18 protein-coding genes and 2 pseudogenes are annotated in these 15,937 nt (G+C 60.0%); 16 read left to right on the top strand and 4 right to left on the bottom strand.

Translation table 11 applies throughout. The annotated features are described in order from the left end of the window. Window positions 1-263: 263 nt before the first annotated feature. The 14 genes from ACTQ1E_RS00100 (at window position 264) to ACTQ1E_RS00035 (ending at window position 12,396) form a co-directional block, all read left to right on the top strand. Window positions 264-695 carry a double zinc ribbon domain-containing protein gene (locus tag ACTQ1E_RS00100; RefSeq protein ID WP_006234085.1) on the top strand — a complete coding sequence of 144 codons (432 nt, stop codon included), beginning with the start codon at window positions 264-266 and terminating at the stop codon, window positions 693-695. Window positions 696-954: 259 nt separating this feature from the next. After that, entirely contained in the window at window positions 955-2,718 is a 1,764-nt protein-coding gene (thrS, locus tag ACTQ1E_RS00095) for a threonine--tRNA ligase (RefSeq protein WP_441564339.1), read from the top strand. Window positions 2,719-3,040: 322 nt separating this feature from the next. Then, on the top strand, window positions 3,041-3,379 hold the full coding sequence (locus tag ACTQ1E_RS00090; RefSeq protein ID WP_441068050.1) for a hypothetical protein: 339 nt from the start codon (window positions 3,041-3,043) through the stop codon (window positions 3,377-3,379). Window positions 3,380-3,388: 9 nt separating this feature from the next. Next, window positions 3,389-3,631 (top strand): hypothetical protein, encoded by a 243-nt coding sequence (locus tag ACTQ1E_RS00085; protein ID WP_441068048.1) that lies wholly within the window; start codon window positions 3,389-3,391, stop codon window positions 3,629-3,631. 97 nt (window positions 3,632-3,728) lie between these two features. Then, on the top strand, window positions 3,729-4,379 hold the full coding sequence (locus ACTQ1E_RS00080; RefSeq protein WP_441564338.1) for a sugar transferase: 651 nt from the start codon (window positions 3,729-3,731) through the stop codon (window positions 4,377-4,379). A gap of 155 nt (window positions 4,380-4,534) precedes the next feature. Further along, window positions 4,535-5,290: a hypothetical protein gene (locus tag ACTQ1E_RS00075; protein WP_441564337.1), complete on the top strand. Its 756-nt coding sequence runs from the start codon at window positions 4,535-4,537 to the stop codon at window positions 5,288-5,290. Further along, window positions 5,280-5,546 carry a PqqD family protein gene (locus ACTQ1E_RS00070; protein ID WP_441564336.1) on the top strand — a complete coding sequence of 89 codons (267 nt, stop codon included), beginning with the start codon at window positions 5,280-5,282 and terminating at the stop codon, window positions 5,544-5,546. Before ACTQ1E_RS00075 ends, ACTQ1E_RS00070 begins: the two co-directional genes overlap by 11 nt. 378 nt (window positions 5,547-5,924) lie before the next feature. Continuing rightward, window positions 5,925-7,256, top strand: a complete 1,332-nt coding sequence (locus tag ACTQ1E_RS00065; RefSeq protein WP_441564335.1) for a radical SAM protein — start codon at window positions 5,925-5,927, stop codon at window positions 7,254-7,256. Window positions 7,257-7,347: 91 nt separating this feature from the next. Then, window positions 7,348-7,527, top strand: coding sequence for a hypothetical protein (locus ACTQ1E_RS00060; RefSeq protein ID WP_441564334.1), 180 nt, complete (start codon window positions 7,348-7,350; stop codon window positions 7,525-7,527). 102 nt (window positions 7,528-7,629) lie between these two features. Beyond that, window positions 7,630-8,142, top strand: a complete 513-nt coding sequence (locus tag ACTQ1E_RS00055; protein ID WP_441564333.1) for a hypothetical protein — start codon at window positions 7,630-7,632, stop codon at window positions 8,140-8,142. Then, a complete protein-coding gene (locus ACTQ1E_RS00050; RefSeq protein ID WP_441564332.1) occupies window positions 8,139-9,365 on the top strand; it encodes a nucleotidyltransferase family protein in 1,227 nt (408 codons plus the stop codon). Before ACTQ1E_RS00055 ends, ACTQ1E_RS00050 begins: the two co-directional genes overlap by 4 nt. After that, a complete protein-coding gene (locus ACTQ1E_RS00045; protein WP_441564331.1) occupies window positions 9,362-11,059 on the top strand; it encodes an ABC transporter ATP-binding protein in 1,698 nt (565 codons plus the stop codon). Before ACTQ1E_RS00050 ends, ACTQ1E_RS00045 begins: the two co-directional genes overlap by 4 nt. A 419-nt stretch (window positions 11,060-11,478) precedes the next feature. Further along, window positions 11,479-11,799 (top strand): FRG domain-containing protein, encoded by a 321-nt coding sequence (locus ACTQ1E_RS00040; protein ID WP_441564330.1) that lies wholly within the window; start codon window positions 11,479-11,481, stop codon window positions 11,797-11,799. 204 nt (window positions 11,800-12,003) lie between these two features. After that, window positions 12,004-12,396 carry a sugar transferase gene (locus ACTQ1E_RS00035; protein WP_441564329.1) on the top strand — a complete coding sequence of 131 codons (393 nt, stop codon included), beginning with the start codon at window positions 12,004-12,006 and terminating at the stop codon, window positions 12,394-12,396. Between the two features lie 200 nt (window positions 12,397-12,596). On the opposite strand, the gene ACTQ1E_RS00030 is transcribed toward ACTQ1E_RS00035, so the two are convergent. Continuing rightward, window positions 12,597-12,893, bottom strand: a complete 297-nt coding sequence (locus ACTQ1E_RS00030; protein ID WP_441564422.1) for a hypothetical protein — start codon at window positions 12,891-12,893, stop codon at window positions 12,597-12,599. 155 nt (window positions 12,894-13,048) lie between these two features. Next, window positions 13,049-13,231, bottom strand: a pseudogene (locus ACTQ1E_RS00025) (transposase); the annotation flags it as partial. A gap of 276 nt (window positions 13,232-13,507) precedes the next feature. Between ACTQ1E_RS00025 and ACTQ1E_RS00020 the strand changes: the two are divergent. Further along, on the top strand, window positions 13,508-14,020 hold the full coding sequence (locus tag ACTQ1E_RS00020; protein ID WP_441564328.1) for a hypothetical protein: 513 nt from the start codon (window positions 13,508-13,510) through the stop codon (window positions 14,018-14,020). A 40-nt stretch (window positions 14,021-14,060) separates the two neighbouring features. Here the strand turns inward: ACTQ1E_RS00020 and ACTQ1E_RS00015 are convergent, their stop codons facing one another. Further along, complete coding sequence (locus ACTQ1E_RS00015; protein WP_441564327.1) at window positions 14,061-15,290, bottom strand: AlbA family DNA-binding domain-containing protein; 1,230 nt, start codon at window positions 15,288-15,290, stop codon at window positions 14,061-14,063. Window positions 15,291-15,596: 306 nt separating this feature from the next. Here ACTQ1E_RS00015 and ACTQ1E_RS00010 point away from each other — a divergent pair, with 306 nt between their 5' ends. Further along, complete coding sequence (locus ACTQ1E_RS00010) at window positions 15,597-15,785, top strand: hypothetical protein (protein ID WP_441564326.1); 189 nt, start codon at window positions 15,597-15,599, stop codon at window positions 15,783-15,785. 60 nt (window positions 15,786-15,845) lie between these two features. On the opposite strand, the pseudogene ACTQ1E_RS00005 reads toward ACTQ1E_RS00010, so the two are convergent. Next, a pseudogene (locus ACTQ1E_RS00005) lies at window positions 15,846-15,937 on the bottom strand (ATP-binding protein); the annotation flags it as partial.

Raw genomic sequence — 15,937 nt, 5'->3', positions numbered from 1 at the left:
TACAGATTGAGATATTTAACGGAGGGCTCACCGTTCATCTTAATCTGTAACAGTAGGGACTGATTCTGGAGCCAAGATGTTACAGATCGAGATTGTAGTCGGGGAGAGAACGGTTTGTCTAATTCTGTAACATCTGGACCCGGATTCCGCTCTCACCTGTTACAGATTGAGATGTTTCTATCCGCCCATGCCTGCGACCTGCCAAATCGTTAACCCCCGTGTTACACTAACTCGAGTTGTAACTACCCCGAAAGGCCCACCTTATGTCCAAGTACATCTCCGAGCTCATGTCGCCGCAGCTTATGGGCGTCATCTATGCCTTTGTTGGCTTTATCATCGCCCTGTACGTGCTGTCGGTCGTCTATGTGTTTATTGACGCCCGCCGCCGCGGCGCCAGTGCCTACGTGGCCTGGGGCATTATTGCCCTCATCCCGTTTGTAGGCCTCATTGCCTACCTAGTCCTGCGCCCGCACTCCTATGCGGCCGACCGCGAGGAGCAGGAGCTGGACATGGCCCTGCGCGAGCGCCAGCTTGCCCAGTACGGCACCTGCCCGCAGTGCGGTGCGCCCATCGAGAAGGACTTTGTGGTCTGCCCGGTGTGCGATACCCAGGTTCGCAACGTGTGCCCCAGCTGCCATCGCCCGCTCGACGCACACTGGAAGGTCTGCCCCTACTGCCGAACTCGCATTCAGTAGCGCATCCATCGCCGGGCCGGCCGCAAGCCACGGGCACGCCGCGCGCCACGCGAACGCCGCGCGCTCCGCACGCGCCCCACGCGATGAAGCATGCGTAGAAATTCGCCCGCCGTGCCATTCAGGTGCGGCGGGCGCTTGTATACCTAGGTAACCTGCCTATAATGATGCAAGTCAAAACGCACGCGCCGGCAAGCGCAATGCACACCGCACGGCGCCAAGCAGCACTTGCACAAGGCATCCGAGAGGAGAAAACATACCCATGAAGGCACTCTACAATGACGGTTCGGTGGCCGAGCTCCCGCAGGACGAGGTCACGCACGTCATCCGCCACTCCGCCGCGCATATCATGGCGCAGGCCATCAAGCGCCTGTACCCCCAGGCCGATTTTGCCTACGGCCCCGCGACCGACAACGGCTTTTACTACGACGTCGACCTGCCCGAGGGCGTCAAGATCAGCGAGGACGACTTCCCCGCGATCGAGGCCGAGATGAAGAAGATCTGCAAGGAGAACCTCAAAGTCACCGTGTACGAGAAGCCCCGCGCCGAGGCCATCGCCCTTATGGAGGAGCGCGGCGAGAAGTACAAGGTCGAGCACATCGGCGACCTGGACGACGACGCCCGCATCACCTTCTACCAGCAGGGCGACTACATCGACATGTGCGTTGGCCCTCACATCTGCTACACCAAGGCCCTCAAGGCCTTTAAGCTCACCGGCGTCTCGGGCGCCTACTGGAAGGGCGACAAGGACAACAAGATGCTCACCCGTATCAACGGCGTCGCCTTTGCCACCAAGGAAGAGCTCGACGAGCACATGCACATGCTGGAAGAGGCCAAGAAGCGCGACCACCGCAAGATCGGCCGCGAGATGGACCTCTTTATGATGCGCGATGACGCCCCCGGCTTCCCGTTCTTCCTGCCCAACGGCATGATCCTTAAGAACACGCTGCTGGACTACTGGCGCGAGATCCACCACAAGGCCGGCTACGTGGAGATCTCCACGCCGCTCATCATGAACAAGCAGCTGTGGAAGACCTCGGGCCACTGGGACCACTACAAGGACAACATGTACTCCACCGTCATCGACGACGAAGAGTACTGCATTAAGCCCATGAACTGCCCGGGCGGCGTACTGGTGTACGCTTCCAAGCCGCACTCCTACCGCGAGCTGCCCATCCGCGCCGGCGAGATTGGCCTGGTGCACCGCCACGAGCTGCGCGGCGCCCTGCACGGCCTGTTCCGCGTGCGCTGCTTTAACCAGGACGACGCCCACCTGTTTGTGCGCCCCGACCAGCTGACCGACGAGATTGTGGGCGTGGTCAACCTTATCGACTCCGTATACCAGAAGTTTGGCTTTAAGTATCACGTTGAGCTTTCCACCCGCCCCGAGGACTCCATGGGTTCTGACGAGGACTGGGCACGAGCCGAAGAGGGTCTGCGCACCGCTCTTGAGCAGCTGGGCATGGACTACGAGGTCAACGAGGGCGACGGCGCCTTCTACGGCCCCAAGATCGACTTCCATCTGGAGGACTCGCTCGGCCGTACCTGGCAGTGCGGTACCGTGCAGCTCGACTTCCAGATGCCGCTCAACTTTGATCTGGAGTACGTGGATGCCGACGGCACCAAGAAGCGCCCCATTATGCTGCACCGCGTGTGCTTTGGCTCCATCGAGCGCTTTATTGGCATTCTGATCGAGCACTTTGCGGGCAAGTTCCCCACCTGGCTGGCTCCCGTGCAGGTCAAGGCGCTTCCGGTCTCCGAGAAGAGCCGCGACTATGCCCACGAGGTGTGCGCCAAGCTGGAAGAGGCCGGCATTCGCGTGGTCTGCGACGACCGCGACGAGAAGATCGGCTACAAGATCCGCGAGGCCCGCAGCATCGACCGCGTGCCCTATATGCTCATCCTGGGCGAGAAGGAGGTCGAGGCCGGCAACATCTCCGTCCGCGATCGCTCTAACGAGACCGTTCAGATGAGTGTCGATGAGTTTGTGGCCAAGGTGACCGAGGAGATCAAGACTCGCGCCTAAGGCGAACAAAACAACAATACGTATAAGGCGACCGTCCACAAAGGGCGGTCGCCTTTTTTAATGCCCAAACAAAAAAAGCCGCTGGATGAGCGGTTTTTTGCACAAAAAGGTACAGGTTTTGTAGAGGGGTATGGAGATGTGTCTGCTTGCGCAGCAATTTGCGTAATCTGGGAAAACGGCCTGAATTAACTCGTATAATGACCTGTGTCGAAAGATACAAAAACCTGTACTTTTGCGACTGCGCCTAGCTGCGAGCGAGAAGCCTGTTCTAAACGTCCCTGCATTTGCGTGCATCGCAAAGCCAAAAAGAGGGGGCGAGAACATGGAGCAGACGGCACGGCGCCAAGAGCAGCTGCCGGGCGCATTTAACGGCGCCACCACCAATAGCCAGCACGGCCGCGTCCGCTGGTATCTGGTCCACACCCCCAATGGAAAAGAGCGCGAGACCTGCGAAAAGGTTCGCCGCATTATCCCGCACAACCTTATGCAGGACGCTTTTGTGATGCAAAAGGAGTTCTGGTTTAAGCGGGACGGCGCCTGGTCGCTCCAAACCAAACCCATGTATAAGGAATATTTCTTCGTCGCCACGCACGATGCCGCCGCGCTCGATAGGGCCCTGGCCCAGTTGAGCTTTGGCTGTCGCATCGCCGGCAGTAGGTAGCGGGCGTACATGCCCATGCCGGATGATGCGCAGGACTGGTACCGCAGCGTGCTGGATGACGACGGCGTGGTGCGCAACAGCGTGGCGCGCATAGAAGACGGCGTGTTGCACATAGAGCAGGGTCCCTTGGTGGGGCAAGAGGCCCGCGTTAAAAAGATCGACCGTCATAAACGCTGGTGCCTGGTAGACGTGGGCGAAGGCGATTCCAGCTTTAGGGAAGTGCTTCCGCTCGACGTGCCCAGCAAAACTTAAAGGGAGACGTTGCGCCGGCAAGTTGTTCGCATTTTGAATTTATCGATTGGGGATCCCTGGGGGCAGGGACGTACGTTTGACTGTGGCTGCTAAGGAAATGACAGAGAGCAATGCGCCCGTGGGGGCGGCGTTGATTGCTCAGGCCATGGACCGGCGCGAGGGCGTCGGCCGCTACAAGGCTATGCAATCCATCGTGGACTGGGATCGTTCGCGCCTGGCCTATCGTGCCGTGAAGCGCACGTTCGACATCGTGTTTAGCGGTGCTGTGCTTGCGATCATCGCAGTTCCCAGCCTGGTCCTCGCCGCCGCAATTCGCCTGGAAAGCGAAGGTAACCCTTTCTATAGCCAGATCCGCGTGGGCCAGACCCACCGCGACGGCAGCCTTTCCACCTTCCGCATGTGGAAGTTCCGCAGCATGTACAAAGACGCGGACGAGCGCCTCGCCGAGCTCAAGGAGCAGAACGAGATCGCCGGCGCTATGTTCAAGATGAGGGAGGACCCTCGCGTCACCAAGATCGGCAAGTTCATCCGCAAGCACTCCATCGACGAGTTCCCGCAGTTCCTCAACGTGTTCCTGGGCCAGATGAGCATTGTGGGCCCACGTCCCGCGTTGCCGGCTGAGGTTGCGACCTATAATGACTACCAGCGCCAGAGGTTGCTAGTGAAGCCGGGTATGACCTGCTGCTGGCAAACCCGTCGCAACCGCGACTCCATAACCTTCGACGAGTGGGTCGACCTGGATTTGTGACGATAACGTCCATCTGGGGCTGCTCGTAGGTGCAGGTCTGGTGCCCCATTGCGGCTCCTATCTGTTGTGTTTGCGAGTTGAATGTACCCCCTCGGAGGTCTTGCGTATAATGCAAAGGTCGTTACAAACCTACTTCCTGAAGGGTTTTGAAGCCTATGCAGCTGTCTCTTGCGGACATCCTCGTTGACGTGGACGGCATTGACGATTCTCGCTTCTTTGGTGACTACCTTGTGCCTTCTCCGGCGCCCGTTGCGGACCTCAGCCTCTGCGTGACCCCGGAACTCGTTCAGGCCGAGCGAGAGATCGCCAGTCAACCCTACTTCTCTGACACCTACCTGACCCAGCTCGCCCTTCTTCGCCAGCTTGCCGAGAAGGGCCCTGCCGTCGGACGCTTCCTCATGCACGCTGCCGTGCTTGAGTACGATGGCCGTGCCTACGCCTTCACCGCTTCCAGCGGTACGGGCAAGTCCACCCACCTGCGACTTTGGCACCATACACTGGGCAATGCGGTCCAGGCGGTCAACGGGGACAAGCCCCTGCTGTACGCAAGTGACGCCGAGGTGATGGCCTGCGGCACCCCGTGGTCTGGTAAGGAGGGCTGGCAGCGCAACGTCTGCGTTCCACTTGGCGGTCTCTGTTTCATCTCGCGCGGCGAGAAGGACGTCTGCCGGCGCATCGAGCCGGCGGATGTCCTTGAGCGTGCGCTTAGGCAGCTCCACGTTCCCTCGGATGCTTCCGCCGCAGTCCTCACGCTGGAGTTTCTTGATGTGCTGCTGCGGCGCGTTCCGGTCTACGAGCTTTCCTGCACCATGGAACCAACCGCAGTTCGCGCTAGCTTCGAGGCTATGACAGGCCAAGACTTTGACGCATGTTTAGTCAACAATGATGAAAGGAATTCCCATGAGGATTAAGCAGGGCTTTGTTATGCGAGACGTCGCCGGCCAGGCCGTGGTCATTGCCACCGGTGACGCCAGCCGAGACTTCCATGGCATGGTCAAGCTCAACCAGACCGCAGCCGTCGTCTGGCACGGCGTGGAGGAGGGGCTGGACGTGAAGGCCATAGCCGAGCGCCTCGTAGCCGAGTACGACGTGGAGACCGGCCGTGCCCTCGCTGACGTTGAGGCACTTCTCGCCCGCATGCGCGAGCAGGGCTTTGTTGAGGACTGACGCATAAAAGAGCGGCCAGCCGAGAAGGATTCGGTTGGCCGCTCAGGGGTGCTACTAGTGGGGTTGGTTATCACCAATTGTTAATGTCAGTCGCGCAATCATTGTCCGGAGGACACTCAATGACTGGCTGATCACCCAAACTGGTGCCGTCTGGCTCGGAGACGCACCAGTTAAAACTGCATGCAACATCCTCTTGCTCCAACAAAATCACGTCCATCTCCGGCGAGACGTACCCTCTGTTCTTTTTGTCCATTTCGAGAAGCTCCCATCGTTAGTATTTACACTTGAACTGAACTAAATTTACTCCCCTCTCGCATGCTGCGCAAGTAGATGTTTTGCCTGCCTGGCATGTTCCACAAAACAGGAAGGCAGATTTTCGTGGAGACCATCCAAGAACCGGTATCCAACGTGCTCAAGATCTTGGGCGAGCCCAAGGCCGCGCCGGACGGCTGGAGGTGGACCAACCACCTGGTCTTCCAGGAGGTCGGGGAGGGCATCCTTGCCTTCAACACGCTGACGCGCGAGCTCGCGCTCCTCTCGCCTGAGGAGTTTGGCAGCCCGGACGAGTGCCTTGAGCTGCAGGAACGCTGGTTCCGCGTTCCGGCGAGCACAGACGACAAGAGCTCGGCGGACCTCGTGCGCCTGGTGCTGGAGTCCCTCCACCAGAGGCCCGAGCACGTCACCACCTACCACGTTTTCACCACCATGGACTGCAACGCGCGCTGCTTCTATTGCTACGAGAAGGGCCGCGCACGCCCGACCATGAGCGTCGAGACCGCCCACAAGACGGCCGACTACATCGTGCGCCACTGCGGGGGCAACAAGGTCCATCTTGCCTGGTTTGGCGGAGAGCCCCTGTACAACGCTCAGGTCATTGACCTCATCTGCAACGACCTCGTTGAGCGCGGCATCGGGTACGAGTCCTCCATGATCTCCAATGGCTTCCTCTTTGACGAGAAGCTCATCAAGCGCGCAGCCGAGCTCTGGCGGCTTCGCCAGATTCAGATCACGCTTGACGGCGCCGAGGGCGTCTACAACGCCGTCAAGCGCTACGTTGACGCCGGCGAGAAGAGCCCCTACCAGGTTGTGCTCGCAAACATCCGGGGTCTGCTTGACGCGGGCGTCCGCGTGATGGTGCGTCTCAACGTGAGCAAGACAAACTGCAAGAACTTACTTACTTTAGTAGATGATTTGAAGACACACTTTGCCGGATCTGAGCTGCTTACGGTTTACTGTGCGGTGATGCACGAGTTTGAAGGCATTGGCATCGTTCCCATGGAGGACGAAGCGACTCGGGAGCTCTTTGCCAATATTAGACTTCTTGATCAGAGGCTTGAAGCGGTGGGACTTCTCAAGCGTCGTCGTCTCAAGAACAAACTTCCCATGTCGCAGTGCATGGCAGACAGCGGAAGCTCTCTCACGGTACTTCCTGATGGTCACCTCGGGCTTTGCGAACACTATAGCGAGGACAACTTCGTTGGTAGCATTGACTCCGATGAGCTTGACGGGGCTGTGGTTCAGAGCTTCCGCGAGCGTTTCGAACCCATGCCGCGATGCGCCGACTGCTTTGAGTACCCAACCTGTATCAGACTTAAGAAGTGTCCGGCCACTGCCGTGTGCATGCCGGAGACCATCGTGTTGGCAAAAGCTAATATACAAGCCAATATGCTCTCAATTTACAACTCAAAGAAAAGCAAAATGGGAGCTTAGAGGACCTTTCTAATTTCAGCCTGGTATTTTTCAATGAGGATGTAACCTTTCTTATTGGTTTGGTACCTCGAGGAAGGATTCCACCTTGATCATGAGAAGTTACGTTGCGCCCAAGATTGAGGTCGTGGAACTGGAGGAGGAAGTCGGCGCTTTGACGATTGGTAGCTGCTGTGACATCAAGGTTGATGATGGTGGCACCCTATTCCCGGGGCCACAAGACGGTGGTTTTGTCAATTGCGACAACCCTCTCAATGACTGGGGCGGCGACTGATCGCGCTTCTCGCCAATCGCCACGTACCCCGGAGGCGGGCTGCCTGTGCGATGTCGTATCATAAAACGGTTAGTCTCCCGGTCGAAAGGTAGGCACTCTCCCATGTCCTCTGAGCATCCCAAAACCCAAGCCGAGCCCCTTGTGGCCGACGCGTGCGCCGCCGGCATCAAGGAGCTGCTCGATTCCGAGGGCTTCTACGTAGGGCCTCCGGTTGGCGTCTCCATGTGGCCCATGCTGCGCAACCGTCGCGATGCAATACTGGTGGTGCCGGCGTCCGAGCGCCTCAAGCGCTACGACGTGGCGCTCTACCGACGGGGCCAGATGATGGTGCTCCATCGCGTGCTGGGCCTCTACGAGAACGGTTACGTCATCTGCGGCGATAACTGCATTGCCCTGGAGCGAGTTCCCTTTGACCAGGTCTTTGGCGTGCTCAAGGGCTTTTACCGAGACGATCGCTACGTTGACTGCGGCATGTCGCGCAGCTACCGGGCCTACTCCAGGCTCTGGGTGGCGTTGGGTCCTGTCCGAAGGGCTTCTCGCCGAGCCTGGGGCCTGGTCAAGAGGGTGGGCAAGAGGATTCTCTTGGGCCGGCGCGGAGCGGGGGAGCTCGCATGACGCAGTTGACCGAGGCCATGCGCCTCACTGACGACGAGGCCTACGTCACGCACCTGCTCTCCTGCGCGCTCACAGGGGCGGTGTCGCTGCCGCTGCCAGGGGGTGCAAGCTGGGAGGGCGCCTTCCGGCTTGCCGCGGCAAACTCCGTGACGTCCACTTGTGCTTTTGCGGTCTCCCGCGTGCCGGGCGTGACCCCAGGGGAGGTCAGCCGCTGGAAGGCCCAGGTCGATGCTAACCTCATGCGCCTCGCGCTTTTTGACGTAGAGCGCGAGGCAATCTTCCAGAAGATGGACGAGGCAGGCATTTCTCGCCTACCGCTCAAGGGGCTTGTCGTCGGGCGCGAATACCCCCGTCCGGAAATGCGCTGGATGTGCGACAACGACATCCTCTGTGGCCGCGTGGAGCCTCTTGCGCAGGGTGGCTACATGGCCGTTGACGAGGAAGACACCGCCCTTGAGCTGCGCCGCATCATGGAGGGCCTGGGCTATGAGGCCGAGGGCTTTGGGGCCGGCAACTGCGACAACTACCTCAAGCCGCCCGTCTTTAATATGGAGATGCACCGACAGCTGGCCGTGCCTGAGGTTGACTGGTGGAAGTACTACCAGAACTCATGGCTGCGTGCCCGTCCCGCGCGCGAGGGCTCCCTTGACTTTGAGCTTTCTCGCGAGGACACGTACGTCTATCACATTGCGCACATGTCCAAGCACTTTGAAGCCAGTGGCCACGGCGTTCGCGGCATTGCGGACCAGTGGGTCCTCATGCAGGCCTGGGATGCGCAGATGGACCGTGCGTACGTGGAAGCCCAGCTCAGAGAGCTGGGTATGGCGGACTTCGAGCAGTCCCTTCGCGCCCTTGCGGTGGCGGTCGTTGGCAAGGACGCCTGCGGCCGCGTACTTGCGGGCGAGACGGGCGCTCTTCCCGATGAGCTTGGGCAGATGCTTGCCTACATGCTGGAGAGCGGCACCTACGGCACCCTCCAGAACCAAGTCACCAACAGATTGCGCCAGGAGGCTGAGTTGGACTTGGGCCGGGGTCCGAGGATGCGCTACATGCTTCACCGGGTGTTTCCACCGCTCAAGAAGCTACAGCTTGGCTACCCCGTTCTCAAGCGGCACCCGTGGCTGCTCCCGGCAGTCTATGCGTACCGCATTGTGGTGAGGCCCTTCGTCAACGGGCGGCGCCTCAGGGCGGAGCTGCGCGTCCTCAAGGATGCGGATCGATGAGCGATAAGAAATGTGTGGGCACAACGGCCTCTGGCGAAAAACGCGCCGACGGTGCGCCCCGCCACGCGCTCGAGACGCTCCGCTGGGTGCGCTCCGTTTGCAGGAAGGACCTCTCCCGCGTGTGGGTGCTGTGCGCGACGCGCTGCGCGTCGGCGGTCATTGCCGTGAGCTTTGCCCTGCTCATGAGCGGTGCCATCGACGCCGCGACCTCGCAGGACGCCGCGGCCTTTGGGTCTGCGCTTGCGCTCTTCTCGGCTGCTATCTTTTTGCAGGTCGCGTTGTCTTGCATCTCAAAGTGGCTGTCTGGCAGCGCCCAGGTGCGCGTGGACAATGCACTGCGGGCCCACGTGGCGCAGCTTCTCATGCAGGGAGGACGACTCCCCGAGGGACGCCTGACCGGTGAGGTCATGAGCGTGCTGACGTCGGACGTCTCGGTGGTGGCCAATGGAATGGTGGCCATGGCCCCGGAGGTCCTCTCCATGGCAGTGCGCGCCGTTGCCGCCTTTGTGCTCATGTTTGCTGTGGCACCGCCGTTGGGCCTGCTCTTTGCGGTGGGCGGCTTGGTCTGTGTGGGCATCTCTCTTGCCATGAAGCGCTGGCTCAAGCGTCTTCACCGCGAGGCCCAGGAGGCTGAGGCCACCATGCGGGGGCACCTGCAAGAGAGCCTCGAGGACCTGGTGGTCATCCGCTCCTTTGGCGCCGCCGGCCGCGTGATGGCCTCGCTGCGAGGGCTCATGGACCGCTATCTGGCCGCCTATGAGCGTCGCATTGGCGCGAGCGTGGCAAGCGGGGCTGTGTTCAGCGTTGCAATGCAGCTTTCGTATCTTGCGGGCTTCTGCTACGGGTGCTGGGGCATCCTCACCGGGCGCATGAGCTATGGAACGCTCATGGCGTTGGTCCAGCTGGTCGGACAGGTGAGGGCGCCGTTCTCCAGCCTCTCCGGCGTGGTGCCTCAGCTTGCCGTGATCTCTGCCAGCCGAGAGCGCATCCAGGCCCTGGTTCCCGAACGTCGAGAAGTGCTTGCCGCGCCTGTGGGCGCCGCCTTTGAGGCGTTGCGCTTCGACGACGTGGACTTTGGCTATGCGGAAGGGGAGCCCGGTCTGGTGCTGAAAGACTTCTCGGCTGAGGTCCGTGCAGGCGAGTTTGTTGCGGTGACGGGGCCGTCCGGCATAGGAAAATCAACAATGCTGGCGTTGGCTCTGGGCATGGTGGAGCCTGCGGCGGGGCACGTTACGGTTGCATTTGCGGGCGGGGTGGCCATTGACGCGGCGAGCCTTGCGCCGGGCGCGTTTGCCTACGTGCCGCAGGGCAACATGCTCATGAGCGGCAGCGTTCGCGAGGTGGTGGCCATGTCCGAGCGGGGGAGCGTCGATGACGGGCGCGTGTGGCGGGCGTGCGAGGCCGCCTGCGCGGACGACTTTCTGCGCGAGCTGCCCGAGGGGGGGTTGGACGCCCAGCTGGGGGAGGGCGGGTCTGGCCTATCCGTTGGGCAGATGCAGCGACTGGCCGTTGCGCGCGCCGTCTACAGCGATGCTCCTGTGCTGTTGCTTGACGAGTGCACCTCCGCGCTTGACCAGGACATCGAGCATAGAATGCTTTCGCGTCTTCGCGACCTGGGCAAAACCGTCATCATCGTGACCCACCGCCCTGCCGCACTCGAGGTCTGCGATCGCGTCATCCAGCTGGGGGAGTGAGACAAGGGGGCGGAGTTGGTGCCTCCATTGCCTCACCTGGACTAATTGATTTCGGGAAAATCGTCGTCAAAGCCTCAACCATGCTGTTCTGGTGGCCGTTTGGGAAAACTTACCTACGTTTGCGTTTTGCTGCGGAAGCGGTGAGTGTCTAGCTGATTTTGCTTCTCGTTAACTGGGCAAATGTGCTTGTTATTTGCGACGCTTCTCAGCAAGTCGCGACAAAACGCAAACGTAGGTAAGTTCTGTGCTACGAAAAACGCACCCGCTGGAACTAGGAGAAATCTCATGGCCAAGGGCCTTCTCTCGTGCGATCATCAGGTCGACAAGCTCGCCAACGAGAAGGGGCTCGCGGTGTCCGACCGCGGCTAGAGGCGCGGGCCAACGGGCCGCTTTGCTGCGGCGGCCCCGTTTTGGGGTTCATGGCCTGCATGCGGCATTACGACGGTGCGACGCGTCTGCTCGATGTGGCTTCGAGCCTCGACGTTGCGCTTTGCTTCGCGTCATCCAGACATGGCGAAGTGACTGGCGTCGTGTATTCCTATAGGGTTAACTCCGATATGCGCGTCTCTATTGGAGAACAGTCCGACGGTCAGGAGCCCGAGACCGATCGTTGCCGGGGCGGGCGCCCCCTGCTCGTGATGCCGTGGGGCTATGAGCCGAGAATCGTCGCGCAGCATGGGGCGTTCATTATGACGTCGCTCGACGGCTCACTGGCTGACTCAAATCTTTTCATGAGCTAGGCGGTCGACTCCGAGGTTCGTCCGATTTGGATTCCCCCAAAGCTGAAGCCTTCCGTGGGAAGGTACCTGGTGGCAAAGTAACGAGAAGCCGTGGCTTTGCGGCGGCCGACCCTGGCGCAAGGCTGCATTTGCCGGCTTCGGTTGTCGAGGCTCATGTAGCCGCGCGCCGTCTGCGGAGAATCGTCCCATTGGGAATTTGCCCCAATGGGACGATTCGGCTTAGGGGAGAGAGGCCATTTTCGGGCTCGACCCGACCCTTCGAATTGTCGTCGGGCGTTTTTTATTATGCGCAAAGCGGTTGCCGCGATTCGCCGGCGCAATACGCTGTCCGCAGTGCCATTGGCAATACAGAAACCTGCAGGTCAAGCCAATAATCCAACTTGTCGGCGACTTCAGCGTTTTTTCGTCTTGACAAAAGGGATGTCTGTAGTGGGCCCGCGTTCCATGATTTTGGCGGAATACGACCAGATTCAGGCTCGCGATCGCTACGGGGCAAACGATATTCGTCCAGGCTTAATAGGCTGGGCCCAGGTTAATGGCCGCAATGGCGTAACGGTAGAGCAGAAAGCTCGACTTGATGGGGAATATCGCCGCTGACGACGATTCGCCTCGACCCGTATCTGCGATTGCTGGCGCAGGAGATGTCCTCGACGAACGGCTCCAGCGCCCCGCGGGCTATCTGCTCGATGATTTGGGGCGGTTCGGGAAGGCATAGCATCCGCCCCCGCTGGCGCCCAGCGCCCCGCATGCCTTCTTGACGCTCATCCCATGCCCGCCGGTCCTCACGGACTCGAACCTCACGCTTGGGCTCGCCTCAAAAAGGCCCGGAATTTTTTTTTCAGTATCGCGACCTCCTTGCGGAGCTCCTCGTTCCCCTTCTTGAGCTTCAGCGTCTCGCAATCCTTGTTCGCGGCGGGGTTGCCGCTTCCGGGAAACGCGTCCTCGCCTTCGGCCCCATATTCCGCCGCCCGCCTTCCGAGGACGCGGCACGGCACGTTTGGCCGGTCGGACAGCCCCTTGGCTGGGATCTCTTCCTCGAGAACCAATCTCGCGGCGGAGAGCTTGAATTGTCTGCCGCGGCGTTTTCCTGGCATAGTTTGAACTCCTTTCCAATCGAAACGCTCGATTCTCCGTGTCCATTATGTTGTCCCAGTCCAGATCGCCTAACCCGAAACGGTCCAGGATTTCCACCGCAGCCCCAAATGGTGAAAAATGCATTGACGCTAACACGCTTGGGCCTGCGGTTCTCCTCGGCCGCCTGGAACGGGTTTCCGCCGCGCGGGGCGTCGGCCTTCTTGACCCAGTCCGACAGGCTGCCCGGGTCGCATCCGAGCCCGCGCGCCACCTCGGCGTAGGTCGTCCCGGACTTTCTGTAAAGCTCAACCGCCTTCTGTTTGAACTCGGCCGTGTGCTTGGGCGATGGGGTTCCCATGCCTGCCTCCTATCCTCCGTTGCCCGCATCATGCGAAACGGAAATTGACTTGTCAACGGGAATGGGGCAGATTCAGATTCAGATTCATCTGGCTGGATGCCGCCGCACTGGGCGTCGACCTGAACAATGGGGGGGTCGAACGCACGCTTCCGCGCCAGGTCGTGCTAGAATGCGGCCATCCGCAGCGCCGAACGCGCCACGAATCTCATCGCCGCGGCGAGGTCCTCGGCCGACTTTTCTCGCAAAACCTAACTCGCACAGCAACAGGTGGCCAAGGTGGCCGGCTATAATGCGAAGCAACAAGGCAGGGAAGGCAGGTCGCAGAACATGGACATATTCGACAAGGATTTCAGCCCAATCGGCATCGCCGCAGGGGCCGTCGACGTGGTTGCAAAGGCGGGCGGCGCTGTTGCGAAGGGCGCTGTCGACGTTGTCTGTGGAATAGGCGGCACCGTCGCCGACATCGGCAACCAAATACAGCGCAACATCAACCGCCCCAAGACGCCCTTCAGCTTCGAAGACGGCATTTCCCAAGAAGAGTTCGCACAGATGGCCGACGCCGCCGCCAAAACCATCAAAAGGGTCGTCTCGTGCCGCTGCGACGGACCCATAGCCCGATTTACGGTGCGTTCCCAGAGCAACATCTCGGAATGGGGGTTCAGCGTCGACTTCAACGCATGGGTCCATTTCACCGGCCAGTACTGGATTAAAAGCGACAACGCCGATTCGAAGATACCGGGCGCGATTGCAGAGCGCATGAGCGAGTCAATCAAGGCCCGCATCGCTTAGGCAGGCTGCGGCTAAGACATATTCCCAGCCTAAACGACCTTCAGCGCTCCTCCGTATGAAGGGCGCGGTATTCCTTCAGCAAGTCCACCAAAGTCGCCGATTCCCTCGCACGACGCTCCACACTTTCGTAGCGTTTTATGGAATCGGGCAACTTCTCGGACACACGACGGAAAAGCGTCTGGTTTTTACAACGTTCGAGGAACATGCCCCAATTCGATTCAACCCATCTCTCGAAGGCAATCCGCTCGCCCTCGTCCTTATAGGTCGGGACGAGCGAATCGAGCCAGCGGACTTCCTCCAGAGCGCTGGGACCTTCTTTGCTCTCATCGAGTTCGAACATCATCGCGGCTCGCTCGATGGAGCCTTCGAGGTAATACATGTAGAAGTGCGCGTCTTCGGGCGGAACCGCATAGCAGTGGTCGTGAAGCGTGGAAATGGTCGGCGCCGGAATCCACAGGTGGTCGGAGTACGCGCCGGGCATCTGGTAAATCATGGTCTGATGGTAGTAGAAGTAGCACGTCCACCAGCTGGGATGCGAGAAGAACGGGCTGGCGAGCATGAAGTACTCAACGGCGTCCCAATCCTCCTCGGGCTTGCGGACGAAAGTGAACTCAGGGAAGTCGACATGATGGAAGCAGTACCCGCAGTACTCCTCATCTCGTGCCAAGACGGGAAGGGTGTGCTTCCACTTCGAGGGGTCTTTTAGCAGCTGCGGAAGCCTTTCAAGGGGGGTCTTGTCCAACCCGAAATGCCTGCGCCATAGTCGCTCGGCAGCGAGAGGGGTCGCCGTCCCGTTCTTAGGTGTGTTGCTGTCCGCGTCTCTCGTGTAAATGGCGCCGGCGCGCACGGTGCTACCGCCGTCTCTGTAGTCTTCTACAAGGTAGTAAGGCATGGCGTCCTTGTCGTGGTCGACAAGGACGACATCGACGCAGGCGCCACGGAGGTCGATTGTGGCAATACGAATTCTCGGCATTCCGTCGGCCCATTTCTTGGAACGCAGTATATCAACGAGGTTTTGCGTAACCAATCGCTTGCCTAAGGCGTCGGCGTCGCCGGTCGGCTCATAGCCCGCCTCTTCATCGACGCCGATTATCAACAACCCCGTCGTCTCCGCGGGATTGTTTGCCATGCAGATGATGTCATGGAGTAGATCGGCCTTGTTGTCGTGCCATTCGCGCTTGAAATCCCAGTAGATGCCTTCGCGCTTGAGGCTGGCGAGGTTTGCCACGAGTTCGGGTAGCGTCCCATCGTCCGTATACTTTAGATTCACCTAACATCCACCTCCCGCAATCGCGCCACCATCTAAAGGAACCAAATTAGTCAAATTGGCTCCGAATCAGGCATCTGGGTCACGTTTCATGCTTGCTTTGCGGGGCCCCATCTTCTCCAACGGCGACCGAAACCCCATCGCCCGCAGAAACTCCCTCACGCGCTCCAGCACCCAGTAACCCTCATCAACGTTTTCATGCTGCGCACCAATCACTAGACATCGTTCATGTGGTAATGATGCGTCGCGGTCACAAGCGCGCGGGCCATGCGGATATCATAGCGCCAACGTGTCCCTAAGGAGTGCCCCATGAGCGACTACTACTGCCCGAACTGCGGAGCCGACCTCGGCGACCAAGCGGGCTTCGACCCCGACGAGGGATTCTGGAAATGCATGCAGTGCGGCGAGGAGCTCTACGGCGACGACTCCGTGGACGACTGCTCCAACCAGTTCCCCGGCGTCGTGTGGCGTTGCGTGCGTTTCGTCAAGAGGATTTGAGCAAAAAGAGCATCGGAAATTGAGCAGTCTGGGCATCGGAAGCGCACGCTTTTTGAGCGGCTAGCCCTCCTGCATGAGGGCATGGCGGACGCGGTAGGACTCGCCGCGGAACTGGACGAGCCTCCCGTGGTGGACGATGCGGTCGATCACGG

This window comes from Collinsella sp. LCP21S3_C7 (assembly GCF_052118485.1).
Classification (GTDB): domain Bacteria; phylum Actinomycetota; class Coriobacteriia; order Coriobacteriales; family Coriobacteriaceae; genus Collinsella.
This window is presented reverse-complemented; position numbering and strand designations above follow the sequence as displayed.